The sequence below is a fragment of the Chryseobacterium sp. DT-167 genome, assembly GCF_058310155.1.
On the sequence record NZ_JBZEEQ010000008.1, the window covers coordinates 50,735 to 72,958 of the forward strand.

The following is a 22,224-nucleotide window of genomic DNA, read 5'->3' on the forward strand; positions in this document are numbered from 1 at the left end:
GACTGTTTCTTAACATATAAAGGAATAATTTTGCAAGTGATGAATACTAAAATTTTATTTTTATCGTTGATGATTGCTTTCTCTTTCGCAAACGTATTGTTTGGGCAGAAGAATTATAAAACTTTGGTTTATGAAGGGAATCAGAAATTCAACAGTAAAGATTACGATGGTGCATCATCAAGGTATATGGAGGCGGTAAAAGCTAACGAAAAAGATTTTACAGCACACTATAATTTGGGAAATGCTTTATATAAAAGCAAAAAATACGAAGAAGCAAAATCGGAATTTGAGAAGGCGCAAAGTCTTTCAGAGACTATTCCCGATAAGGCTGCAGCTCTGCATAATCTTGGCAACACTTATATGCAGATGAATCAGCCAGAGAAAGCAGCCGATTATTACAAACAATCTCTGAAACAAAATCCTTATAACGAATCAACAAGAAAGAATTTTGAGATTGCCAAATTGAAGGAGAAGGAAAAGCAACAAAAGAAAAACCAGGAAAGCAAATCCGGCAAAGGCGGCGGAGGCGATGACCAGCAGAAAAATAAAGACAAAAATGGTGATCCTAAAGATCAGAGTCAGGATCAGGGAAAAGGTCAGAAAAATGAAGGACAGAGCCCGGAAGGAGATCAGCCCGATAAGGATAAAAATAATCAGGGCAAAATGCCTAAAGATCTTGAGAACGCCATATTGAATAAAGTAAGCGAAAAAGAAAAAGAAACCGCCAGAAGAATTTTAAATAAAAATTCTTACTCAATGCCCCAAAGCAACGAGAAAGATTGGTGATGAAACAAAAATTATTTTACATACTGTTGACTTTCACATCCGTAATCGCTTACGGACAGGTAGAACTCACCATGAAACCTGATAAAAGTGATTATAACGGTAAAGACATTGTGAATCTTACCATCATCTTAGAACTGAATGGTGATAATCTTGTACAGCAAAGTAAAATTCAGCTTCCTGATCTTTCAAAGTTTAATATGATCGGAAACGGGTCATTCAGCCAAGGCGTAAGAGATCCCGAGTCTAATGTTGCAGTAGAACAATACATTACCAGAATTGCACTAGAACCTAAACAAAAAGGAAAAATAAGAATAGGTTCTGTACTCGTTACCGTAAATAACAAAATTTATAAAACCGAACCTTTTGATATCTTCATCCGTGATATTGATAAAAAACCTGTTGCTAAAAATACTGATAAAGATGTTTTTCTCAATATGGAAATTGAAGACAGGGAAGTTTATCAGGATCAGCCGACGGTTGCCATTTTAAGGGTTTATTCAAAAAATATGGATAACCTCAGAAAGGTAAAAAATATACATCTTCCTGAGCAGGACAATCTCAATGTACATCCTATCAATTTTCATAAATCTGAAATCGATCCTTCCGGTTACGGAAATATGCCTTCGCAGATTCTTGCCATGTTCATTGTGTTTCCAAATGAGTCGGGATATGTTGAGGTTCCGTCTGTTTCGGCTTCGGTAAATTCCTATGCCCATAAAAATAAAATTGTTTCCAACAAAGTAAAGCTGAATGTTAAAAAACTTCCTGAAGGTTCCCCGGAAAGCTTTAAAAATGCAGTGGGAAATTTTAAAGTGGATGTTTATCACGAAGCTAAAGAAAAGATCGAGGCAAAAAAGCCTGTCAATGTTATACTGAAAGTTTCGGGTGAAGGTAATTTATCCAACATGGAATTGCCAAAAATTGAAACATCACCTGATTACGAAGTATTTGCCCCGAAAATTACATCAAGAGTTAAAGCAGATGTAGAAGGGATGAAAGGATATATTTTGGCAAATTATGTGCTAATTCCCAACAAAACAGGAATTCTCAATATCAAAACCGAAGAGTTTGCTTTCTTTAATCCTACAGAAAAAGTATATGTTAATTTAGGACAGCAAACTCTTAGTCTCACAGCATTCTCACACGATCAGGTTTTAGAATCACGTTCTACCGCCGAGAAGGTAAATGAATATACCAATACTTTACTGGAAACAGTGAATAGCCCGGTTTTGAAAACGACAACGTTTAAAGTAAAAGAAAAAAGTAAATTTAATTGGCGAATTCTTTTTATCAATTTTGGAATTCTTTTAGGATTATTCATTGCTTATCTATTATTCAAAAATTGGCAAAAAAAACGCAATATAGTTAAGGAAAAACCAGCTTCGAGAGATCTGGGATCTGTCGCTGAAACCGAAAGAGAAATCAGAGAAAGCCTGAAAACTGATGTTGGAGATTATTTTACCTATCTTGAAAATCTAAAAGACAGTCAAAGCTTTGATCAGTTCTTTATAACAGTTGAAGAATTGGATTCTGAAGTAAGAAATCAGTATTTTCAAAGTTCTAAAGATGATTTCAGACAGTTTTTAGAAAATTATAAAGGTAGTTCTGTAGCAGAAGAATACAGAAATCTTTCTCAAAGAATTCAGATAGAAAAATATACTCCGGTAAAATCTGAAGAAGGAATTGGTGAACTTTTGAAAGATATTATCAATTTGTATTCTCAGATTAGCAAATAATCATTTTTTATTCATAATTTTGCGAAATTAATAATTATTGAATAATGGAGATTCTTCAGGATTTTTCTTTTAAAGAAACAATGACTTGTTTTATGGTGCTTTTTGCGGTGATCGATATTGTAGGATCTATTCCTATTATTGTAAGTTTAAAGCAAAAATTTGGACAGATTGAGGCCAAAAGAGCATCGATTACAGCAGGGTTGATCATGATCGTTTTTCTTTTCGTAGGAAATAAGATCCTGAAATTCATTGGCGTAGATGTCAATTCATTTGCAATTGCTGGGGCATTTGTTATTTTTATTATTGCTTTAGAGATGATTTTAGGAATTGAAATCAACAAAACAACCGAGGCGAAAGCTGCATCAATTGTTCCTATTGCCTTTCCACTGGTTGCAGGAGCGGGAACTCTGACAACAACTTTGTCTTTACGGGCAGAATTTCATGACATCAATATCATTCTTGGGATTATTCTCAATACAATTTTCGTATATTTGGTGCTGAAATCAGCTCCTTGGCTGGAGAAGAAAATGGGAGAAGCGACTTTATCGATTCTGCAGAAGGTTTTCGGAATCATCCTTTTGGCAATTTCAATTAAATTATTTACAGCAAACTTTGCACAATTGGTGCAGAATTATATAAATTTTTAAGTCATGCAGAAGTTTTATAAAGTATTTTTAATCGTATTTCTTGTAATTATCGCGATCAATATTTATGCGATAGACTGGCATTCTGAGATTTCGTCAGAAGATAATATGAAGTATGTTATTTCAATTATCTGTGGTGTTATCGGGTTGTTTGTACTTTTCATCATGAATACATGGAGTAAAATCGGAGTCAAGAAATAATTATTTTTCATAATAAAATATCAAAATCCCCTTTCAAAGCTATTTGAAAGGGGATTTTAATAAAAGAGTAATCACCATTTAGTTTGTCATTCCGAAGGAATCTTTTGCATTATATCTTTGTCGAGATTCCTACGGAATGACAAACCGACCGTTGAAAACTAAGTTATTAGTAATTACAGACATTCATCTAATAAATATTCAATTTAGATTTTACTTTCTGCGTCTCACTCAATCACAAAATCAATTATAATCAGCATCATGTTTGTCATTGACTTCGTCGAATCTTCGATTTCCGTAGGAATCTAAACTGCTTTATTTTCAGGGTGTTGAGATTCCTACGGAATGACAAACCAACCGTTAAAAACTAAGTTGTTACTAATTAATTATGGACATTCTTAATAGATATACAATTTAGATTTACTTTTTGCATACTAACGACAAAGTCGGTGCGTTACTTAAAATGTATTAATTTATAAAAGAGAGATTTTTCAAAACTGCTTCAGATTTCAGTTCGGTTTCTATCCACTCTTTTTCCGGATTGCTTTGAGCAGTGATTCCACCGCCAACGAAAAGATGTACAGAATTGCTATAAAGTTTTGCACAACGTAAATTCACAAAATACTGGATGAAATCATCGGTTTCAATTCTGATAAATCCGGCATATAATTCTCTCGGGAATTTTTCAAATTGCTCAATTTTTTCCTTGCAAAAATCTTTCGGAATTCCGCAAACAGCAGGTGTGGGATGAAGTTCTTCAATGATCAAATCAAGATCTTCAGGATTTACTTTCAATTTAAAATCGGTTCTCAGATGTTTGATGTTTCCCGAAATATGATCATGAGTTTCCGATTCGTAAATATCATTTTCTGAACTGAATTTTTCTAAAATGTTTCGGATGTATGAAGAAACTGGTTTTTGTTCTTCGATCTCTTTTTCAGACCAATTTTCAGAGACCGGGATTGTTCCTGCTAAACTCATCGTTTCAAACTCGTGAGTAGTTTTATTAAATTTTCCTAAAACTTCAGAAAAAGCGCCAATCCATGAGTCTTTACCGTTAATGAAAATATATCTGAAGGCATTCGGGTAAGCATTACAGAGATGTTTAAAACTTTGGTCTAAATTGATTTCATTAAAGTCTTTGAAAATTTTTCTTCTTGAAAGAACCAGTTTTGGAAGATTATTTTCTTTAATAACATGAATGACTTCCGCAAGTTTATTCAGATATTCTTCATGAGTTTCTGCAGAAAAATCAGCTTCTTTTTTAGGTAATGATTTGCCGGAGAATGTATCTTTTATATCATTTACCTCAATAATATTTCCATTGAAACTGATCTTTTCCGACTGATCAAACGACTGAAAAATGACTGCCCTTTTATCTGAATTTTCGTCTGTGGAATAGAGTTTTTCGTCGAAAGGAAATTTGAAGTAAATCATAAGTTGAATTCTTTATGAAAACCTTTATCTGGAAATAAAATAAGAAATTCCCAGATTCAGTTTTCGTTCAGCAAAGGTATTATTAGTCTTAAAAATGTCAAAATCAAATGAGTTGTTTTTTAAAGATAAATTGTTTAGTGAATACTGTTGATAATCTGTAGTAATCAATATTTTTGACGAAATGCGATATTGCAGCCCGAAAGAGAACCCGATGTTGAATTGTTTGCTTTTGAAATCATCAAGTTTATTTAAAACATTGTTTTCAGGAACTAAAAATTGCATTTTGTAGGTGTTTTTACTCACAGCAAATCCTGCAAACGGTCTGAATTTTCTCCATTCATACAAGACTTTTAGCTGTGCTGTATATTCAAAATGTTTGTTATTAAATCTCTGAAATAACAACGGTTGGCTGTCTTGTGTGAAATAAAACCCGTTTAAATAGGTGTCTTCTTTATTGGCATCCAGATCAAAGGTAGAATTCCAATGGTAAATATTGGCGGATAACATGAGATATAAATTTTGACTCACACTCTTGGAAATCCATATTCCTAAATTTTCCCCGAACTGTTGTGTGTCACTATTCAATTCCTTTGCCCAACTGCTGTTTTTAAAGCCGATTCCACCCTCAATACCATATTGAAAACCCTGAATAAAACTTTTTTTCTGAGTTGTGGTTTTCTTTACTTGAGAAATTCCGTTCTCTATGATTGGAACATTTAAAATTGGGAGAGAGATTTGTACGTCGCTTATTCTGCTTTTTATTGCTTTTTCTAAATAAATCGTGTCATAGACAATCACTTTTTCATACACCACTACAGTATCTGCTTTCGTTTTTTGCGCCGGTATGATTTGCAGCGACAATACGGTAAAAATGAAAGTGATGTTTCTAAAAAGCATGTTTCTGGTATTAATTTTCTCTTTCGATAAAAATAGTATCTCTCTGAATGACTTTTTTTACAATAATAACTTTTTTAGGTGAAATTTCAGCAGAATCTTTTGAAGGTAATTTTTTTTCTATGGCAAAAGTTGCTTTTGAAGCAGTTTCCTGATTTTTTATTTCCTGATTTAGATTAATTTCGTTTGATTCCTGATTTTGAATATTTGTTTTTTCAATAATTTCAGGTTTTAGTTCTGACGAAGAATTATTATTTATACCAATTCCGGGCTCATTTTTTATTGAAGATTCAGCTTCTGAAAATTTTTGTTTGAGTACTTTGTTTTCTTCAAATGCTACGACCGAAATGATAAGAGTGATGAGTAAGGTAACGGAAATAATCATCTTTTTTTGGAAATTTTTGCTGGAGCCTGAAAATGAAACAGTATTCAAAGAAATATCATCAGAAATTGAAAGATTTTTTGACGGAGCAATTTTAAAATCTGCAAATTTACTTTGAAAAGTCTGTGCCCACATCAATCCTCCAAATCCTAAAAATACAAGTAGTTGAGTAATTTTTTTGTTGTTTTTCGGTGTGTTTTGATCGACAAAATTGTTTAACAGATAATTCTGAACCGATTTTTTTGCTCTCAGTAAATGAGATTTTGAAGTGTTGACATTGATGCCCAATAGTTTTGCAATCTCCTGATGAGAATTGTTTTCGATAAAATACAGATTGAAAACCGAACGGTGATGTAATGGCAGACTGTCGATAGACTTCAACAGTTCTTCTCTGGTGAAATCATAGGCTAAAACGTGATTTTTTTCTGTGGCAGAGTTGTTCATTTCGATCAATGGTTCCGGGATTTCTGATATTTCTGTAGAGACGAAAATTTCTTTGGAGCTGCTTCGTAAGTACTGTAAGGCATTATTCACAACAATGGCTTTGAGCCAGCCAAATAAAGCCTTTTTATCTTTCAGCTGATGGCTTTTTTGCATAGCGATAATAAAACTGTCCTGCAAAAGATCTTCTGCGGTCTGTAAGTCTGCGATATATCTGCGACAAATCCCCAAAAGTTTTGGGGATAAATCGACATATATTGTATTCCAATCTGTTTTTGTTTTAGGCATTGCTTTAGTTTTCTACTACATAGATAGAGTTGAAAGTTGCAGTATAATTTATCGTTCCGTTTTGCACACCGTTTATATTTTGAGATTCTACACCATTGATAAACACTTTTCCGTTGTAGGTACTATTTTGTGTATTATATTTTATCATGTAGATGTCATTGTTAAGAACAAACAAATCCTGAATAAAAGGCAAAGATGAAAACGCTGGATTAATGACCAAGTTGTTTTTAAAATAGCTCATTCCGTTGTCATAATATGTCGTATATAAATCGTTTGTCGATTTGTCTGAGACAATTTTTCCGTAAAAAGGAAGTGATGCTGTGTAATCACCAATTAATGTTTCTGTGTTTGTATTGATGTTTTTAGAATAATATTTAGAGTTTTTCTTATGGAGAATATGTAATCCGTTGTTGTTTTTTGCAAAATTAAAAACATAATCAGGATTATTCAGTGAATTGTACGTTGTATTTTTAAAATATCCTCTGTCAATGTTTTGATTATTATCTACAACCAAAGCAGAAACATAAATATCTGAACCATTGATAAAAATACCTTCAGCAGATGGAATAAACTGACCTTTTCGAAGCAAAGTTTTCACACCGTTTTTCCAGTAACAAAGCTCATATCGTTCTAACGAGCTTGCAGGGATTGGGTTTTCTACGTAGCCGGCAAAATAGATGTCTCCATTGTTTACAGCAAAGCCTGTTATATCGTGCTGTACATTATTTTGAATATTCAGATATTGCTTGATTTCAGTCTTTACATTATCTTTCCAAAAATACTGGATTGATTTGTATGATACAGGATTGATACCCATGCTTCCTGTCACATAAACATTGTTGTTCTCAACCTTAATCTCTATCGGAAGTAAATTATCACCGTTGGTAAGATCAGTTTTTACATTGTTTTTCCAAAAGCAGGCTTTGCTGTTTTCCCGACCTGCAACATACACATCATAAGATTGAGCCGTATTTTTTTCTGCGCTCTCACTTATATCGGAGTCATTGCTGCAAGAGTTGAAGATTGATAGGATCAATAAAAGAAAAGGTAGAAGTAGTTTTTTCATAAGTTTTTTGTTTAAAAGTTTATATTAATAAGATGCAAAAAAATAAAAAGGTTGCAGTTGGTCTATTGAAATAAAACAGGTTTTGTACTTTTTGGTATTTTCACAATATGATAGGGTTGGGTAACAACAGAAGTTGCGTTTCCTGTCAGAAGCTTTTCAAGATCTACCACGATGCTTTGCGGATTCTCATCTACGGTAATTATGTCAATAGAATGTCCGCCATTTGGGAAAACTTCATCAAATACAGCAATAACCATAAACTGAGTAAAGTCGATATTGGTTTCTGTAAAACCACCCGAAATATTATTAACAGAGTCTAAAGTATTAAGAAAAGCATTCCACTGTGTAGTGTTTGTAATCACTGTATTTTGCTGTGAAACATAGTTTCCCGAAAGGTTCCCTTTGCCGATTGGCTGCGTAGCTATTGGAGTTTTATACTCAATGTTGTTTTCATTATCACTGCACGAGTTGAAGATAAAGAAAACCGAACAAAAAAACAGGAGTAGGTAATTTTTCATAATTGATAATTTTTTGGTTACAATTATAAGATGAAAAAAACTCAAAAGGTTGCAGCAAGTATATAAAAAAAGACTCAAATAATTTGAGCCTTCAGTATTTTTACTTTAAATATTATCTGTTAATAATATTATTCGTCATGGTTGTATGATTGATCAACTGACCTTTTTCGTCACGTATTTCAATTTCAGAAACGTGCATGGTCTTTCCTTTTCGGATAAATCTTGCGACAGCAGTTACGGTTCCGTCTTTTTTACTTCTCAGGTGATTTGAATTGATATTTGTTCCTACTCCGAAATATTTGCTTCCGTCAATAAAAATATTAGAAAGGCTGGAACCCATTGTTTCTGCTAAAACACAACTTGCTCCGCCGTGCATAATTCCGAATGGTTGATGAATTTTTGGTGAAACCGGCATCGTTGCGGTCAATGTTTCATTCTCAAGATCAATATCGATGAATTGTATATCAAGGGTTTTTGCAAAAGTTTCTTCACCCCAATTGTTGATGAATTCTAATATCTCTTCTTTTGTTTTGCCTTCTGTATACATTTTTATGAGTAATAAATAATTGGTAATAAGTAATTTTGCTTCTAACTTCTAACTTCTAACTTCTAACTTCTAACTTCTAACTTCATCATTTCCTATGATATTAGGATTCCAGTTAGAAGGAATTTTCGGACCAATATCATATTTAATATAATAATTCTGAATTTCTTCCATAATTTCAAGAAATGAAGCCGATGCTATTCTCTCATAAGGAATCGTATAACCAAGGTAAACAATGTTTCTTTTGAAATCTCCGGCTGCTAAAACGATAGGAACTTTTGCGGCTAAAGCCATATGATAAAACCCTTTTCTCCACTTCGGAACCCAGCTTCTGGTACCTTCAGGAGTAATCACAAGACTGAAATCATCTTTTTTAAATTCATTTGCCACAAAATTGATCAGATCATTTTTCTGACTTCTGTCGATACCAATTCCTCCCAAACCTCTCACAACAGAACCATACCAAGCTTTCGTATGAGCATCTTTGATGATGATTTTCAGAGGTTTTCCTAAAGTCCAATAGGCAAGGTTTCCCAGAAGATATTCCATATTGTGCGTATGGGGTGCTACAACCAGAATACAACGGTTGAGGCTGTTGACATCGCCCTGTAACACAACCTTCCAACCAAGCATTTTTAAAAGTAATTTGCCAATCAGCTTTTTCATGAATTTAAATTTAAAACAAAAAAGTATAACCAAACAATGGTTATACTTTACAAATATATTGAAATATTATGGCTCTTAAAATAATCCGCTGATTAAATCTGCGATTTTTATTGCGATTTCTAAAACTAATTGTACCATGATTATTGTTTTTTTGTGTTGGTTAATTTTTTACGAAGATAAGATAATTTTAATATATAAACCACTAATTAATGAAGAATTTATAGTTTTTTTGAGAGTAGAAGAGTGTGGGTTTCAAACTGTTGCTATTCATCCACACCTTCCGCCACTCTCTCAAGTTTAATTATTTGGTTTTGATAGAAAATTCTTTTTTGCCGTCCTTTATTTTGATATCTACGTCTTTCATTTTATCAATATCCATCTTCATTGTATCCATGATTTTGTCTGCCTGATTTTTAGGATATTTCTTTCCGTTGATAATTACGCTGTCTTTATCATTTTCATTGTATTCGATAGTAGAACCGTTGATTGTGATCTTGTTTTTTTCGATCTGAATATTTCCGTTCTCATCATCATTGTCTTCTTCTTCATTATCGTTGATTCCGTTTCCATCGGTATCTCCGTCAAAATTCATTGAGTCCTTCTTTAGAGGAATTACCACTGCATTTTGAGGAATTACCAGTTCGTAATCAATACTGTAATCTCTGAAACGGTGATCGTAAGGATATTTGATATAATTCGGAAGAATCACTTTATTACCAACGATTTCTACGGGAACAATTGCATTAAGCGGAATGTTGTATCCTTTCGCTTCTTTTTTAATAATTAAATAAGGTGTTTTAATATCTGCTTTTCTTGTTACATCAACATGAATCCAGTCTTTTTCATAAACTGAAATCTTATCTGAAAATAAATCATCGTCGTATGCTGTGAAGTTTTGAGGAATTACTACACTTTTCATGTCAACATAAATGGTGTCTGATAAGGTATTGATGGCAACTTCTTCCGTATCTTCTTTCTGTCCTTTTAAAAACATTTCTCTTTTTGCCATACTAACTCCGAAATAAGTACCTAAAGCAATTACCGCCAGAAAAAGAACTCCGATTACCCAGCCGATATTTCTCAGTTTAGTTTTTGGAGAGAAAATTTTAATGCTTAGCAAACTGAATAATATTGCAGGAATTAATGATCCTATAATAATAAGCGCAGTCAAAACTGTATACAACCCGTCGTCGTCAAAATAGAACTTCATCTCATTAGCACCAGGGAAATCTGAATCTATTCCGAAAAGACCGAATAAAACAAATACTCCGATGATACTTCCGACTGCAAAAAATGCAAACAGTCCACCAATTAAATATTTCAAAATATTCCAGATTCCACTTCCTGCATTGTTAATATGAGGCTTGCTTTCTATATAAATTTCTCCCGCTCTTGTTGTTGTTTCATTGGCAAACTGTACAATTTTGCTCGATTCTTCTTTCAGATTGTCAAAATTTAAAGGCTTTCCCTTCATTTTCAAAAAGTCTGAGGCTGTTTCTGCTTTTGGTAAAACTGCCCAAAGGATAAAGTATAAAATAATTACGAGAAAAGATGATCCCGGAGCTACCCAAAGAAATATAAATGCACCAATCCAGATTAGTCTCATCCAGGTAATTTCCATCCCGGAATATGCTGCTAAACCTGCACAAACTCCTGCAATCTTTTGTCTTTCAGGATCACGGAAAAGTTGTCTCTTATCAGTATAGTGAGTTCCTGAGCTGTCTCTTTTTGCATTCTTTTCAGAATAATAAGCTTCTTCCTGTTCTTCGATTTTTTCAGGGGAACCGATTTGAGCGATTACTCTTTCTACATCTGTATCGTTGATTACTTCGCGTTTTCCTAAAGAATCTCTGAAGATCTCAACCATTCTGATTTCTATGTCGTGCATTACCTCATCTGCTTCAGAAGCTTCCAGTGAGCTTCTCAGTGCATTCAGATAATCGCTGAGCTTTATATATGCGTGTTCTTCTATGGTGAAAGAAAAACCTGCGAGTCCTATTGAGAGTGTCTTGTTCATAGCTTTTGTTTTTTTAAATTTTTTGAGTGATTTGGTTTACAGAATCTGTCAGTTCTTTCCAGGTATTTTGCAGTTCAGCTAGAAAAGTTTTGCCTTTTTCTGTGATTTGGTAGTATTTTCTTGGCGGTCCTCCCGTAGATTCTTCCCATCTGTAAGAGAGAAATTCTCCGTTTTTCAATCGGGTTAAAAGAGGATAGAGGGTTCCTTCCACTACATCCAGTTTTCCTTTTTTCAGTTCATCTATTAAATCAGAAACGTACATTTCGCGATTGTTGATGAGGCTTAAAATACAGAATTCCAGAATCCCTTTTCGCATTTGCGCTTTGGTATTTTCAGTATTCATCTTTATTAAGTTTGTTAATTAGTTATATCAAATCAGTTTCTGTCTCTAGCTAGTTAAACTTTCTCTGATTCTACATTACAAAGATATGTAATTAAAATGGTAATATGCAATACAAAGTAGTGAAATTATTTTAAACAATTATTTAAATATCTGATAATCAAACTAATAAATTTTAATTCATATTTTTAAATAATTTATTTTTATTCTATTCTTATTCTTGAAACCAAGATTTTCATGATAATTCTTATTTTTGAAGTATGAAAATTCAAAAAGAAATTGATTTTATCGTCGCAATTGACGCTTTAAAAAACGTGCAAAGAAGAAATTACAATGCCGACGACACCAGAAGAGAAAATACGGCCGAGCATTCATGGCAGATTATAATTTTGGCTCAGATCCTTTTTCCCTATGCTAAAAACAGAGCAGATATTGATTTGCTGAGAGTCATCAGAATGCTTTCAATTCATGATTTGGTTGAAATTGAAGCGGGAGATACCTTTCTTTTTGACGAAGCCGCAATGGTTGGGAAATTTGAAAGAGAAAAAATTTCTGCCCAAAATATATTCGGAATTTTAGACGAGCCTATTCGTTCAGAGTTTTTTAATCTCTGGCTCGAATTTGAGGAAGAGCAAACTCCTGATGCAATTTTTGCCTGTGCTATCGACAGAATAATGCCTTTCATTCTCAATTCTCACACCTCAGGAAAAAGCTGGACAGAAGCTGCCGTAACCGAAAAACAGGTAAGGAATATGCTCGAAAATGCAATCAGCAGAGCTTCTGATGAAATGGGAGAGGCTTTCCAATTTTTAATGATCAAAAATCTTGAAACTGAGAAGGTTTTGAGATAAGTTTTTTCATAAAAATTCGGCTAAGACTAAAACTTTGGTGTACAGATTGTTGTATGTCTTCAAAAAATTATGCAGACAAAAGATTACAGCAGAGAAGAGCTGAACTATCATCAAAGTGAAAATAACTATACACTTCTGATCCCTAAGAAATTTTTGAATGTAAAAGATATTAACGTTAAGAAAAAAAATCCAGACGGCAGCTTTTCTGATGCCGACGTAGAAATGCGGGAAGAAGAAAATAATATTCTGATCATCACTACGATCCCTATTGATATCCGGCTGGAAATTTCAGATGATATCTAATTTTTATTAGATAAATTTTAATTTTTTTAAATAAGGTTTCGGCGGGCAAAGCCCGCCGAAACCTGCCTGAATTTATAATATTTGAATTGGTTTCTTAAATTCATCAATTGCTACAAATGTGAAATCACCCACAATAGCTTTTTCTCTTTCGTAAGAATACATTTGCTCGGTGTATATTTCTACATTCACTTTCATACTCGTTTTACCGACGTGTGCTACTTTTCCGATCAGCTCAACAATTGTTCCTGCTGGAATTGGTTTTTTAAAATCGATTTTATCGCTGCTTACCGTTACCACTCTTTTTCTCGCAAAACGAGTCGCTGTAATAAATGCAACTTCATCCATCAGCTGCATTGCCGTTCCACCAAAAAGGGTGTCGTAATGATTGGTAGTGTTTGGAAAAACCGCTTTAAAGATTCGGGTTTCGGAAGCATCAATTCTCTCTTCTGTATTCATATTTCATTATTAATTAAAGCGAAAATGAAATATATTGAAGCAAACAGACAAATCAGGAACAAGAAATTCCTGAGTAAGCTATGAGATCAACAAACTTCAAATCGCGAAAGTTTTTGTCTGTAGAAAATGGCAGGTCTCCTGACTTGTAACATCTTAATTTCCTTCCCATGCGATTTTTTGCACAGTGGATTGTTAATAAAGACTTTGGTTACTATACAGTTGCGCGACAGCTCGTGATTTTCACACGATTCCCTTTTCATCTGCGGTTAGGCAGAACCAATTTCTGAAAAGTTAACTAATAACTTTCCGGATGCAAAAATAATGATAAATAGATGAATTATTCGGGATTTTTTAAAATAATCTGGCTGATTACTTTTCCCTCCCTGATTGTCCAAAGCGAAGTGTATCTGTTTGCTCCGGAACCATTGATCATATAAAGAAAGATATGATCGTCGTCGATAGAAGTTACTCCGATGTTTTCAAAATCCATGGTGGGCTGGAACATATTTTTAATGGCTTCTCTCACAAAAACAGAACCTCTTCCGGGTTGCTGTACCCTGATCGATTTGATTTCTGTCATTCCTTGTGGCAATTCTTTATCAATTCCCCACGGTTTTACTTTATCAATGGTTTTGATATTTCCGTCTGCATCTTTTTCCTGCTTACGGTAGCTCGCATTTGACGGATAAATGTCAATGACAACCTTGCTTCTTTGTGCAGTAGGAATTTTAGGATTGTTATTGTCTGTAAAAATGATTGACTTCCCGTTTTTAGACTTTGTAGGAGTGTATTGTGGAAGCTGGTCGATAAAAGCGATACGGTCTTTATTTACCATACCTTCTTTCGTTAAACTGTCATATCTTACAAATGGTTTTTCGATTTCATCTTTTTCAGGATATTTGATCCAGATCCAGTCGGTTTCGCCGGGAGCGGGTTTTACATAAACAAAAACGTCACCTTTTTTCATTCGGATTTTGTCTACGATTTTTCGGTAATCTTCTTTATGAACACGCACCATTGCGTAACCTTCAGTCGCTTTTACAACTCCGAAAGGCACTTTACTTTGTGCAAAAAGTAACGAAAAAGAAAAAATACTGAATACCGATAAATAAATCGCTTTGTTGATGAAAGTCATTATAAAGAATATTTATAGTTCAAAGATATAAATTAAATGTTTTTCGGAAGATAATTATACCTTTTCAATTCTGTTAAATCTTTTATTGGTTTTAAATGGGTGTCTGAAAGCAGATAAATACTTTCTGAAACGTCCAAAACATCTTGATATTGGTGATCTGAAATGATGAAACCCTTATTTTTTGACTCTTCTCTGATGCTGTTCTTTATTTCAGCGACAAATTTTGGTGAAAGACTGTGAAAAGGCTCATCCAATAAAATGAATTCTGCTTTTGAATAAATGATTAATAAAACTTCTAAAAGTCTAAGCTCGCCACCGGAAAGATTTCGGGGAATTTCATTGATGAAAGGTTTTAATAATTCTGAATTCAAAAGTTTTGCGGAGTTTTCATCATCACAAAATAATGCGATAAGCTTCTTAATTTTAATATTTTTAGGTAAAAAAGAATATTGTGGTAAATATGAAATCCTGTTATTGCGGTCAGATTGATTTCTTAAAATAATATGATTAAATTTCACATATTGAGTTTCACCCTTCATAGTTCCGAAAATTATTTGAAAGAGTGTTGATTTTCCCGAACCGTTTCTTCCAAGAATTCCTAAGATTTTACCTGTTTCGCAACCAATGTAAACATCTTGCAAAATTTTCTTTTCACCAAATGATTTTGTGATGCTGTCAATGTGAAGTGTACTCATAAAAAAAGGGTAATGGTTTTTATAATTAAACCAAAAGACAAAGTGAAAATCCACAAAAACAATCTCGAAAACCCAAAATTAGCGTAGAATAGATATTCGTTTTTAAATCTTAATTCATAAATAAAAAAATGAGACAACGGAAGAAATAGAACAAAGCACAATCCTATACTTTCAAAACTAAAACCTAATTGAAAGGCAAGTAATACAGAAAATAAAACTGACGGAATCAGTAGTTTTCTGTAAAAGATCCATAAAATTTTAAGATCGGTCAGCATTTTTCAAAAGTAAGAATATTATTTATCACTTGTATTGGATTATTTAGACCCGATTTGGCGAATATTTGATAATTTAATATTAATTTTAGACAAATAACAATAAATCATGACACATGACAAAAAAACTACTTTTTTTATTCTTGATCTTTTCAGGAATTACATTCTATCACGCAAACAATAAAACTGAGAAAAAAAACGGATTTTTCTGCGATACACTTGCTCCGACAAATGTTCAGATGGGGAATGTAACGTTAACATCAGGAACAGTTAGTTGGACGGCAGATCCAAATACACCCAACAACATGGTGAGAATAAGACCGGTTGGTTCTTCATCTTGGTTGGTAATCACAGTTATTCCTGCAGGGCAGACTTTTTATAATTTTGCAGGCTTGATGTCTTGCACGGCTTACGAAGTTCAGGTGGTAAAAATATGTAACAATGTAACGGGAACATGGTCAAATCCTTTGATATTCAACACCTATCTGGATTATTGTACTTCTGCATCTACAAATTCAAATGTAGCTTATATTTCTAATGTGACAGTTACTCCGATAGGATTTTCGCCCATGGTGAGTAATTCAGGAACTTCAAATTATACAGATTACCGTCCTGATCCCAACCGAAAAGTTCAATTGCTTGTGGGGAGTGTTAACAATCAAATTTCTGTTTCTAAATCATGGTTCGCAACTCCAAGTGCAGTATCTGTGAGAGCCTGGATTGATTTTAATGCTGACGGAATTTTTCAGGCCGGAGAAATGATGCTGTCTTCCAATTCTACAACTTCACAGACTGCTTTATCATCATTTACAGTTCCTACATCAGCTTTTCAGACAGGAACAAGTTGTGCTGTAGCAATGAGGGTGATCATCAGTGAAACATATACAAGTTCTGTTTGTGGTACTTTTACATATGGAGAAGTTGAAGATTATGGAGTTTATATATTGCCAACTGCTAATCTTTCTATTACTGAAACAGAAAAAAACAAAGAAATCAACATCTATCCAAATCCTGTTTCAGATATTTTAAATATTTCAGGAATATCTTCAGAAACGGATTTTGAAATTTATAATGCAGCCGGACAAAAAGTTAATTTAGGCAAAACTAAAAATCAGCAAGTAGATGTTCGTCGGCTTTTGAAAGGAATTTACTTTATTCAAATTAGAGATAAGACAAAAGAAAATCGATTAAAATTTATTAAAAAATAAAACAAAAAGAGAGTGCTTATAACACTCTCTTTTTTTATAATTAATCTTTTCTAAGTTTTGCTTTGACTCCGTTCTCAGTAATTATTTTTCTGAGTTCTGAAATTTGATCTTTATCCATTTTTGCTTTTTGGATCATATTCATCGTTTGTGCACTTTGATAAATCAAAAACCAATCTTTATTTTCTCTGACTTTAAAAACAGTATTCCAGCTAAAATCTCCGTCGAAAGTTTCTCCTTTTGCCTCAATCTTTTCTTTGGTAAAAGTATAAATGATTTCTTCCTGAATCTTCTTGTTAGAGTAAAATGTATTTTTCAAACGGAAATAAGAACGAACTATTATAAAGAGAATGATAGCCGGAAACCAGATCATAGCAGATTTGAAGATTTCCTGTGCATCATCTTCGGTATTAAAGAAATTCAAACCCAAAAATAACAATAGAATTAAAGAGAAAATAATTATTCTTGGAAATGAATTTTTAATATTGAAATTTAAAAAATCTTTAAAAGTTATATGAGTTTTAATAATCATTATTAAATTTAAATCCTTTCCAATTCATCAGAACTGATCACGGTTTTGAAGCTTCCGTAGTTTACAGTCACTTTATTTTTAGAAATCGTTTCTATCGTTCCGACACTTGTACTTCCGGTAATTCTTACACGTTGTCCGATTTTCATCCACACAGCACGGTCGGTCTTACGTTTTTCCTCAATTTTTTCGTTGGTTTCGCTTATTTTTTCAATGACATCTTCTTTTTTAAGCTGCTGAGTGATTTTTCTTTTGACAATCTGAAGACGTTTACTCTCATCTTTATCTGCTCCGGTTTTTCTGAATTTTTCCTGCTCAAGAATCTTCACAAAATCTTTCACTACATCTTTTCGTGATTTTCCTTTTACATAACTATCAATAAAACCTTCAATTTTTGTCCCGAACTGAAGTTTACGGTGCTCGTCTTCATACAGTTTCTGGAAGTTGAATAGTTTTTGCTGAAGCTGCTCGTTCAGTTTCTGAAGATTGTCACGTTTATCTTCCACAGAACCTTTTCTTTCGGCAAGATCGGTTTTCAGTTTTTCAACTTCATATTTTTCCTGCTGAAGTTTGACGATGGTTTTATCTAAGTTAACGATATCATGCTCCACTTTTTTCTTCGCAGAATGAATGATAAATCTTGGGATTTTATTCTTTTCCGCAACTTCAAAGGTGAATGAGCTTCCGGCTTGCCCGACCTCCAGTTTGTACATTGGCTCCAGAGTTTCTTCGTCAAAAAGCATTGCCGCATTTGTAGCATTCGGAAGCTGTTCTACAACCAGTTTGATGTTGGTGTAATGCGTGGTAATGATTGCAAAACTCTTTTTATCATAGAAAAACTCAAGGAAACTTTCGGCTAAGGCTCCACCCAGTTCAGGATCTGATCCTGTTCCGAACTCATCGATCAGTAAAAGTGTTTCCGGATCAGATTCACGAATGATTCCGCCCATTTTCTTTAATCTTGAAGAGTAGGTCGAAAGATGGTTTTCAATAGACTGGTTGTCTCCAATATCGGTCATGATTTTGTCAAAGAAAAACATTTCAGATTTTGGATGTGCAGGAATCAGAATTCCGCTCTGAATCATCAGTTGAAGCAATCCTACGGTTTTCAAAGTAATTGATTTTCCACCCGCATTCGGTCCGGAAATACAGATGATTCTGTTATGCTCCGTCAAGCTTAATGTTTGCGGGAAAATCGTTTTATTTTCTGCTTTATTTCTCAGCCATAGTAATGGATGATAAGCATCTTTCAGCTTTAAAGTTTTATGACGGTTGATTTTAGGCAAAATACCATTGACTAACTCACCAAATTTTGCTTTAGCTCTCGTTAAATCCAAATCAAAAATATAAATCTGATATCTCCAAAGCTGCGGCTGGAAAACCGCTAACTCTGAAGTAAGCTGTCTCAGGATTTTGTCGATTTCTTTCTTTTCTTCTTCCTGATCATCACGAAGTTTAAAGTAATGCTTCACAACGCTGTCCGGCTGAATAAAAGTAATCGAACCTGTTTTTGAAAGTCCTAAAACTCTTCCCGGAACCCGTTTTTTATACGCAGATTTTACCGCTAAAACTCTTTGGTCTTCGATGATACTTTCACGGATGTCATCCAGAAAATCACTCTGACTGTAGTTGAATAAAACTCTGTTAAAATTTTCCTGAATCGCTTTTTTCGACACCTGAATTTCGGCTCTTAAGGTTTTCAGAATTGGGGAAGCTTCACTTTTTACTTCGCCAAAACGGTTAAAAACCTTATCAACTTTATCAATGATTTCTTTTTTATATTCCAAAGCAGAAGCATCCTGCATCAGGTTTGGAAAAGTATCGGGCATGGTCGGGAAAAACTTCTGAAGTTTTCCTATCTGTTCGGTAAGCGTTTTTATTTTGATGAAAGCTGAGTTTTCAAGACGGTAATTCTCGATCAGCATCAGTTTCAGTTCGCTCTCAATATCTTCGTACTCATCAAACGGGATCGCATTTGAACTTTCAAAACTCGACAGATATTCTGATGTTTTTTTCAACGAAAGTTCAGCCTCATCAATTTTCATCGGACGAAGCTCAAGGATTTTTTCTCTCGTTTTCGGAGAATATGCAAAAGGAGCAATTTCCGCGAGCAATTGCGGAAACTCTAATTCGTTTAAATCTTCTTTATTTATATACACATTGCAAATTTAGTGAGAAATTTGAATATTATGTATCTTTGAGCAACATACGATGTTTTTATTAAAAAAAATAATGAAAAATCTAAAATGTATTTTATTGTTTTTAGCTTTAATTAATTTTAATGCCCAAAAGAAGAACATAATACCTTCCGTAAATATGAAATCAGAAAAGTTTGATGTTGATATATTTTCAAAAGAGGTGAAGAAAAATAGGAAAGACAAAATATATTTTACGTACAGAGAAAATGAATTTATTGTTAATAACAAGATGGGTGATAACTTGATTTCTTACAGTAGATCACATAAAGGTTCATCTTTTTCAGGATACGATTATTCTTTAAATCCATTGTTTGGAGTCTATAAAGAGTTTTATCCAAATAATATATTGAAAACGAAAGGTGTCTATTGTTGGTTTGGATTTAAACTTGGTCAATGGTATTATTATAATGAGAATGGAAAACTTATCTTGATAGAAAATACAGATGAAGACTGGATTTTTAATTATAAAATGGTTCTGGATTACTGTAAAAGAAATAGAATTCCGCTCGATAAAAAGAAATATGGAGTAAGAACACAGATTAGAAAATTTATTTCGCCAACTAATAATATTTGGTTAATAAGTTTTCCTCATAAGAGTAGTAAGGAAGGGTGTGAGATGATTGAAAAAACAATTCATTTGGATAGTAAAACCGGAAAATTGCTAAGTACATTTGAAGATTTACTGCCAATTGGTGGTTAGTAAAAATAATATGAAACTAGAAACCGAAAGATTGATCTTAAAACCTATTGATGAAAGCCACGCCGAGGACATTTTAAAGATCCGAAGCAATGAAGTTGTCAATAAATTTGTGAAAAGAATTCCACCAAAAACAAATTATGATGCGTTGGATTTTATTTTAACGATCAAAAAAAGAATTCAGAATAATGAATCTGTCTATTGGGGAATCACATACAATAATCAACAAAATCTCATCGGAACCATCTGTCTCTGGAATTTTTCTGAAGACCGGACAGAAGCGGAAGTCGGATATGAATTATTGCCCGATCATCACCGAAAAGGAATCATGTCTGAAGCATTGACTGCAGTTTTAAATTTTGGTTTTAATGAATTAAATTTGCTGGAGATTTTAGCTTTTACCAATAAATTTAATGAAAATTCAAAAAGACTTCTTCTTAAACACGATTTTGTTTTGCAAGAGGGGAGAATTGATGAGGGTTTTCCGGAGAATTTGGTTTTTAGTTTGAAGAAATAAGGTTTAGTTTTGTTATTTCTTTAACTTCGAAACCTAAAAAAAAATAATTAATGAATATCCAAAAAATAAATGAGGATTCACTTAAACTTGTTAAGTTATTATATTTTAAGGATTTTATAGGTGATGATATTCTATCTACTACTGAAAAAGAGATGATTGGTCAGCCTCAACGTGTTAATGTATTTGATTTAGCAGAAGTTAAAGACGTTATCATTTACAATCATGATGTTCTTGAAAATATAATTTCTATACGCACAATACTTAATGGTAAGGAAATTGGATTAAATCACGAGAATTACTTATATCTAAAAATGATTGCTGAAGAATTACTTTTAGATAATTTTATTTCTGAAAATTCAGATTTTAAGTTTTTAGAAAAAAAGATATTTCAATGGCTAATTAATTTCTATATAGAAAAACAAATAAAAAGTGATTTATATGAATTCATTTTATTTGAAGTAGAAAATGAAAAAGCTGAATATAATTTTTATTTTAAAGTAACAGACCTACTTATAGAAGAGAATTTTGTTGTGGGAAATTGTGAGTTTACTTCAATTGATAAAAGTTTTTTTGAGGAAAAATTAGAAGAAACGAATTTAAATAATGAAAAATCAGATAAAGATGATAATAAAATTTTTTATTCTTTTTTTGATAAATTTTGTAATAGAGTTTTAATTACAACTACTGTTAATGCAGTAAAAGACAAAGCTGCATTATTAGCAAAAAATGAAGTAGAACTTTCTATAAATACCTTGAAAATATTTTTAAGTATAGAATCTTTGACTAAAACAAATTTATTTAATATAGATTTTATGATCAATGATGAGATCAGTGAATATTTTTCATATTCTAATACAACAAAAGACTTTTATACAATAATAGATGTTGGTAATGAAACTATTCCAGTTGAAATGGATAAACAAAAATTGAAAGAATTAAATAGTTATGGTTTAAAAATTGTTTCACAATTTCTTCAAAATAAAAAAAACAATGAATTATATTTTGAAATTGAATCATTAATCAATGAATTTGGAAATATTAATTCAACAAAAAATTTTCATAATAGGATAGTTTTACTAATCTCCTTTTTTGAAAGAATTATTATTCCTAAGAGTAATCCCAAAGGTAAGGGACTTGCTTTTTTAAAAAATAATATATTACCGAATTTGATAAATAATTTTAATGATGAGATTGCTAGTCAAGTAAATGACATTTATAAAGTAAGGGATAAATATATTCACAATAGAATTGAAATTCCGATTGATGTAAAATCAATGTTAATATTTAAGGATATTGCTAGAATATTTCTGATTAAATTAATAAATTTAAATAATTCAAACTATAATTCTTTAGAGGAAGTTCAAAACTATTTTAAGATCCTCATTTTAAAGAAATAATATTCAAAACTA

General features: G+C 32.7%; 24 protein-coding genes and 1 riboswitch. Of the genes, 10 read left to right on the forward strand and 14 right to left on the reverse strand.

The genetic code is table 11. The features are described 5' to 3' along the window. Positions 1 to 39: 39 nt before the first annotated feature. From AC4FQ5_RS11740 to AC4FQ5_RS11755, 4 genes are read left to right on the forward strand one after another with little or no spacing between them, the layout of a single operon-like run. Positions 40 to 786: a tetratricopeptide repeat protein gene (locus AC4FQ5_RS11740; RefSeq protein ID WP_491143501.1), complete on the forward strand. Its 747-nt coding sequence runs from the start codon at positions 40 to 42 to the stop codon at positions 784 to 786. Beyond that, on the forward strand, positions 786 to 2,522 hold the full coding sequence (locus tag AC4FQ5_RS11745; RefSeq protein ID WP_491143503.1) for a BatD family protein: 1,737 nt from the start codon (positions 786 to 788) through the stop codon (positions 2,520 to 2,522). Before AC4FQ5_RS11740 ends, AC4FQ5_RS11745 begins: the two co-directional genes overlap by 1 nt. A 44-nt stretch (positions 2,523 to 2,566) precedes the next feature. Further along, positions 2,567 to 3,169 (forward strand): MarC family protein, encoded by a 603-nt coding sequence (locus AC4FQ5_RS11750; protein WP_491143505.1) that lies wholly within the window; start codon positions 2,567 to 2,569, stop codon positions 3,167 to 3,169. Between the two features lie 3 nt (positions 3,170 to 3,172). Further along, positions 3,173 to 3,367, forward strand: coding sequence for a hypothetical protein (locus AC4FQ5_RS11755; protein WP_491143507.1), 195 nt, complete (start codon positions 3,173 to 3,175; stop codon positions 3,365 to 3,367). Between the two features lie 465 nt (positions 3,368 to 3,832). On the opposite strand, the gene AC4FQ5_RS11760 is transcribed toward AC4FQ5_RS11755, so the two are convergent. The 9 genes from AC4FQ5_RS11760 to AC4FQ5_RS11800 all read right to left on the reverse strand — a co-directional run bounded on the left by AC4FQ5_RS11760 (position 3,833) and on the right by AC4FQ5_RS11800 (position 11,960). Beyond that, entirely contained in the window at positions 3,833 to 4,801 is a 969-nt protein-coding gene (locus AC4FQ5_RS11760; protein WP_491143509.1) for a chorismate-binding protein, read from the reverse strand. A gap of 24 nt (positions 4,802 to 4,825) precedes the next feature. Beyond that, positions 4,826 to 5,698 (reverse strand): outer membrane beta-barrel protein, encoded by an 873-nt coding sequence (locus AC4FQ5_RS11765; RefSeq protein ID WP_491143511.1) that lies wholly within the window; start codon positions 5,696 to 5,698, stop codon positions 4,826 to 4,828. Between the two features lie 10 nt (positions 5,699 to 5,708). Then, positions 5,709 to 6,806 carry an RNA polymerase sigma factor gene (locus AC4FQ5_RS11770; RefSeq protein WP_491143512.1) on the reverse strand — a complete coding sequence of 366 codons (1,098 nt, stop codon included), beginning with the start codon at positions 6,804 to 6,806 and terminating at the stop codon, positions 5,709 to 5,711. A 4-nt stretch (positions 6,807 to 6,810) separates the two neighbouring features. Further along, positions 6,811 to 7,872 carry a hypothetical protein gene (locus AC4FQ5_RS11775; RefSeq protein ID WP_491143513.1) on the reverse strand — a complete coding sequence of 354 codons (1,062 nt, stop codon included), beginning with the start codon at positions 7,870 to 7,872 and terminating at the stop codon, positions 6,811 to 6,813. Between the two features lie 62 nt (positions 7,873 to 7,934). After that, positions 7,935 to 8,390: a protease complex subunit PrcB family protein gene (locus AC4FQ5_RS11780; protein WP_491143514.1), complete on the reverse strand. Its 456-nt coding sequence runs from the start codon at positions 8,388 to 8,390 to the stop codon at positions 7,935 to 7,937. A 112-nt stretch (positions 8,391 to 8,502) separates the two neighbouring features. Beyond that, positions 8,503 to 8,937 carry a PaaI family thioesterase gene (locus tag AC4FQ5_RS11785; protein ID WP_491143516.1) on the reverse strand — a complete coding sequence of 145 codons (435 nt, stop codon included), beginning with the start codon at positions 8,935 to 8,937 and terminating at the stop codon, positions 8,503 to 8,505. A gap of 69 nt (positions 8,938 to 9,006) precedes the next feature. Further along, positions 9,007 to 9,600 carry a 1-acyl-sn-glycerol-3-phosphate acyltransferase gene (locus AC4FQ5_RS11790; protein ID WP_491143518.1) on the reverse strand — a complete coding sequence of 198 codons (594 nt, stop codon included), beginning with the start codon at positions 9,598 to 9,600 and terminating at the stop codon, positions 9,007 to 9,009. Between the two features lie 301 nt (positions 9,601 to 9,901). Next, positions 9,902 to 11,617, reverse strand: coding sequence for a PspC domain-containing protein (locus tag AC4FQ5_RS11795; RefSeq protein WP_491143520.1), 1,716 nt, complete (start codon positions 11,615 to 11,617; stop codon positions 9,902 to 9,904). Positions 11,618 to 11,630: 13 nt separating this feature from the next. Further along, positions 11,631 to 11,960: a PadR family transcriptional regulator gene (locus tag AC4FQ5_RS11800; RefSeq protein WP_047442550.1), complete on the reverse strand. Its 330-nt coding sequence runs from the start codon at positions 11,958 to 11,960 to the stop codon at positions 11,631 to 11,633. Between the two features lie 257 nt (positions 11,961 to 12,217). Between AC4FQ5_RS11800 and AC4FQ5_RS11805 the strand changes: the two genes are divergently transcribed. Together AC4FQ5_RS11805 and AC4FQ5_RS11810 are read left to right on the forward strand one after the other, a co-directional pair. After that, positions 12,218 to 12,808, forward strand: coding sequence for an HD domain-containing protein (locus AC4FQ5_RS11805; RefSeq protein ID WP_491143522.1), 591 nt, complete (start codon positions 12,218 to 12,220; stop codon positions 12,806 to 12,808). A 69-nt stretch (positions 12,809 to 12,877) separates the two neighbouring features. After that, the gene (locus AC4FQ5_RS11810) at positions 12,878 to 13,111 is read left to right on the forward strand and encodes a hypothetical protein (protein ID WP_491143523.1); all 234 of its coding nucleotides are present in this window, start codon (positions 12,878 to 12,880) and stop codon (positions 13,109 to 13,111) included. A 72-nt stretch (positions 13,112 to 13,183) separates the two neighbouring features. Here AC4FQ5_RS11810 and AC4FQ5_RS11815 read toward each other — a convergent pair whose 3' ends face one another. The 3 genes from AC4FQ5_RS11815 to AC4FQ5_RS11825 all read right to left on the reverse strand — a co-directional run bounded on the left by AC4FQ5_RS11815 (position 13,184) and on the right by AC4FQ5_RS11825 (position 15,397). Next, complete coding sequence (locus AC4FQ5_RS11815; protein ID WP_491143525.1) at positions 13,184 to 13,567, reverse strand: acyl-CoA thioesterase; 384 nt, start codon at positions 13,565 to 13,567, stop codon at positions 13,184 to 13,186. A 111-nt stretch (positions 13,568 to 13,678) separates the two neighbouring features. After that, a riboswitch (cobalamin riboswitch) is annotated at positions 13,679 to 13,863 on the reverse strand. A gap of 41 nt (positions 13,864 to 13,904) precedes the next feature. After that, entirely contained in the window at positions 13,905 to 14,702 is a 798-nt protein-coding gene (locus tag AC4FQ5_RS11820; RefSeq protein ID WP_491143526.1) for a hypothetical protein, read from the reverse strand. A 32-nt stretch (positions 14,703 to 14,734) separates the two neighbouring features. Further along, complete coding sequence (locus tag AC4FQ5_RS11825; RefSeq protein WP_491143528.1) at positions 14,735 to 15,397, reverse strand: ATP-binding cassette domain-containing protein; 663 nt, start codon at positions 15,395 to 15,397, stop codon at positions 14,735 to 14,737. A gap of 388 nt (positions 15,398 to 15,785) precedes the next feature. Between AC4FQ5_RS11825 and AC4FQ5_RS11830 the strand changes: the two genes are divergently transcribed. After that, a complete protein-coding gene (locus tag AC4FQ5_RS11830) occupies positions 15,786 to 16,877 on the forward strand; it encodes a GEVED domain-containing protein (protein WP_491143530.1) in 1,092 nt (363 codons plus the stop codon). Positions 16,878 to 16,917: 40 nt separating this feature from the next. On the opposite strand, the gene AC4FQ5_RS11835 is transcribed toward AC4FQ5_RS11830, so the two are convergent. Then, a complete protein-coding gene (locus AC4FQ5_RS11835; RefSeq protein WP_491143532.1) occupies positions 16,918 to 17,406 on the reverse strand; it encodes a YcxB family protein in 489 nt (162 codons plus the stop codon). A gap of 8 nt (positions 17,407 to 17,414) precedes the next feature. Further along, the gene (locus AC4FQ5_RS11840) at positions 17,415 to 19,562 is read right to left on the reverse strand and encodes an endonuclease MutS2 (RefSeq protein WP_491143534.1); all 2,148 of its coding nucleotides are present in this window, start codon (positions 19,560 to 19,562) and stop codon (positions 17,415 to 17,417) included. A 73-nt stretch (positions 19,563 to 19,635) separates the two neighbouring features. On the opposite strand from AC4FQ5_RS11840, the gene AC4FQ5_RS11845 reads away from it, so the two are divergent. From AC4FQ5_RS11845 to AC4FQ5_RS11855, 3 genes are read left to right on the forward strand one after another with little or no spacing between them, the layout of a single operon-like run. Then, on the forward strand, positions 19,636 to 20,301 hold the full coding sequence (locus AC4FQ5_RS11845; RefSeq protein WP_491143536.1) for a toxin-antitoxin system YwqK family antitoxin: 666 nt from the start codon (positions 19,636 to 19,638) through the stop codon (positions 20,299 to 20,301). Between the two features lie 10 nt (positions 20,302 to 20,311). Further along, a complete protein-coding gene (locus tag AC4FQ5_RS11850) occupies positions 20,312 to 20,815 on the forward strand; it encodes a GNAT family N-acetyltransferase (protein ID WP_491143538.1) in 504 nt (167 codons plus the stop codon). 50 nt (positions 20,816 to 20,865) lie between these two features. Beyond that, positions 20,866 to 22,212, forward strand: coding sequence for a hypothetical protein (locus AC4FQ5_RS11855; protein WP_491143540.1), 1,347 nt, complete (start codon positions 20,866 to 20,868; stop codon positions 22,210 to 22,212). Positions 22,213 to 22,224 lie beyond the last annotated feature (12 nt).

Excerpts from the sequence above, each read along its gene's own strand:
- AC4FQ5_RS11825 (WP_491143528.1), bottom strand. The coding sequence starts at position 15,397 with ATGAGTACACTTCACATTGACAGCATCACAAAATCATTTGGTGAAAAG.
- AC4FQ5_RS11855 (WP_491143540.1), top strand. The coding sequence starts at position 20,866 with ATGAATATCCAAAAAATAAATGAGGATTCACTTAAACTTGTTAAGTTA.
- AC4FQ5_RS11845 (WP_491143536.1), top strand. The coding sequence starts at position 19,636 with ATGAAAAATCTAAAATGTATTTTATTGTTTTTAGCTTTAATTAATTTT.
- AC4FQ5_RS11780 (WP_491143514.1), bottom strand. The coding sequence starts at position 8,390 with ATGAAAAATTACCTACTCCTGTTTTTTTGTTCGGTTTTCTTTATCTTC.
- AC4FQ5_RS11790 (WP_491143518.1), bottom strand. The coding sequence starts at position 9,600 with ATGAAAAAGCTGATTGGCAAATTACTTTTAAAAATGCTTGGTTGGAAG.
- AC4FQ5_RS11740 (WP_491143501.1), top strand. The coding sequence starts at position 40 with ATGAATACTAAAATTTTATTTTTATCGTTGATGATTGCTTTCTCTTTC.
- AC4FQ5_RS11770 (WP_491143512.1), bottom strand. The coding sequence starts at position 6,806 with ATGCCTAAAACAAAAACAGATTGGAATACAATATATGTCGATTTATCC.
- AC4FQ5_RS11775 (WP_491143513.1), bottom strand. The coding sequence starts at position 7,872 with ATGAAAAAACTACTTCTACCTTTTCTTTTATTGATCCTATCAATCTTC.
- AC4FQ5_RS11745 (WP_491143503.1), top strand. The coding sequence starts at position 786 with ATGAAACAAAAATTATTTTACATACTGTTGACTTTCACATCCGTAATC.
- AC4FQ5_RS11835 (WP_491143532.1), bottom strand. The coding sequence starts at position 17,406 with ATGATTATTAAAACTCATATAACTTTTAAAGATTTTTTAAATTTCAAT.
- AC4FQ5_RS11760 (WP_491143509.1), bottom strand. The coding sequence starts at position 4,801 with ATGATTTACTTCAAATTTCCTTTCGACGAAAAACTCTATTCCACAGAC.
- AC4FQ5_RS11795 (WP_491143520.1), bottom strand. The coding sequence starts at position 11,617 with ATGAACAAGACACTCTCAATAGGACTCGCAGGTTTTTCTTTCACCATA.
- AC4FQ5_RS11820 (WP_491143526.1), bottom strand. The coding sequence starts at position 14,702 with ATGACTTTCATCAACAAAGCGATTTATTTATCGGTATTCAGTATTTTT.
- AC4FQ5_RS11765 (WP_491143511.1), bottom strand. The coding sequence starts at position 5,698 with ATGCTTTTTAGAAACATCACTTTCATTTTTACCGTATTGTCGCTGCAA.
- AC4FQ5_RS11815 (WP_491143525.1), bottom strand. The coding sequence starts at position 13,567 with ATGAATACAGAAGAGAGAATTGATGCTTCCGAAACCCGAATCTTTAAA.
- AC4FQ5_RS11800 (WP_047442550.1), bottom strand. The coding sequence starts at position 11,960 with ATGAATACTGAAAATACCAAAGCGCAAATGCGAAAAGGGATTCTGGAA.
- AC4FQ5_RS11785 (WP_491143516.1), bottom strand. The coding sequence starts at position 8,937 with ATGTATACAGAAGGCAAAACAAAAGAAGAGATATTAGAATTCATCAAC.
- AC4FQ5_RS11755 (WP_491143507.1), top strand. The coding sequence starts at position 3,173 with ATGCAGAAGTTTTATAAAGTATTTTTAATCGTATTTCTTGTAATTATC.
- AC4FQ5_RS11805 (WP_491143522.1), top strand. The coding sequence starts at position 12,218 with ATGAAAATTCAAAAAGAAATTGATTTTATCGTCGCAATTGACGCTTTA.
- AC4FQ5_RS11850 (WP_491143538.1), top strand. The coding sequence starts at position 20,312 with ATGAAACTAGAAACCGAAAGATTGATCTTAAAACCTATTGATGAAAGC.
- AC4FQ5_RS11830 (WP_491143530.1), top strand. The coding sequence starts at position 15,786 with ATGACAAAAAAACTACTTTTTTTATTCTTGATCTTTTCAGGAATTACA.
- AC4FQ5_RS11750 (WP_491143505.1), top strand. The coding sequence starts at position 2,567 with ATGGAGATTCTTCAGGATTTTTCTTTTAAAGAAACAATGACTTGTTTT.
- AC4FQ5_RS11810 (WP_491143523.1), top strand. The coding sequence starts at position 12,878 with ATGCAGACAAAAGATTACAGCAGAGAAGAGCTGAACTATCATCAAAGT.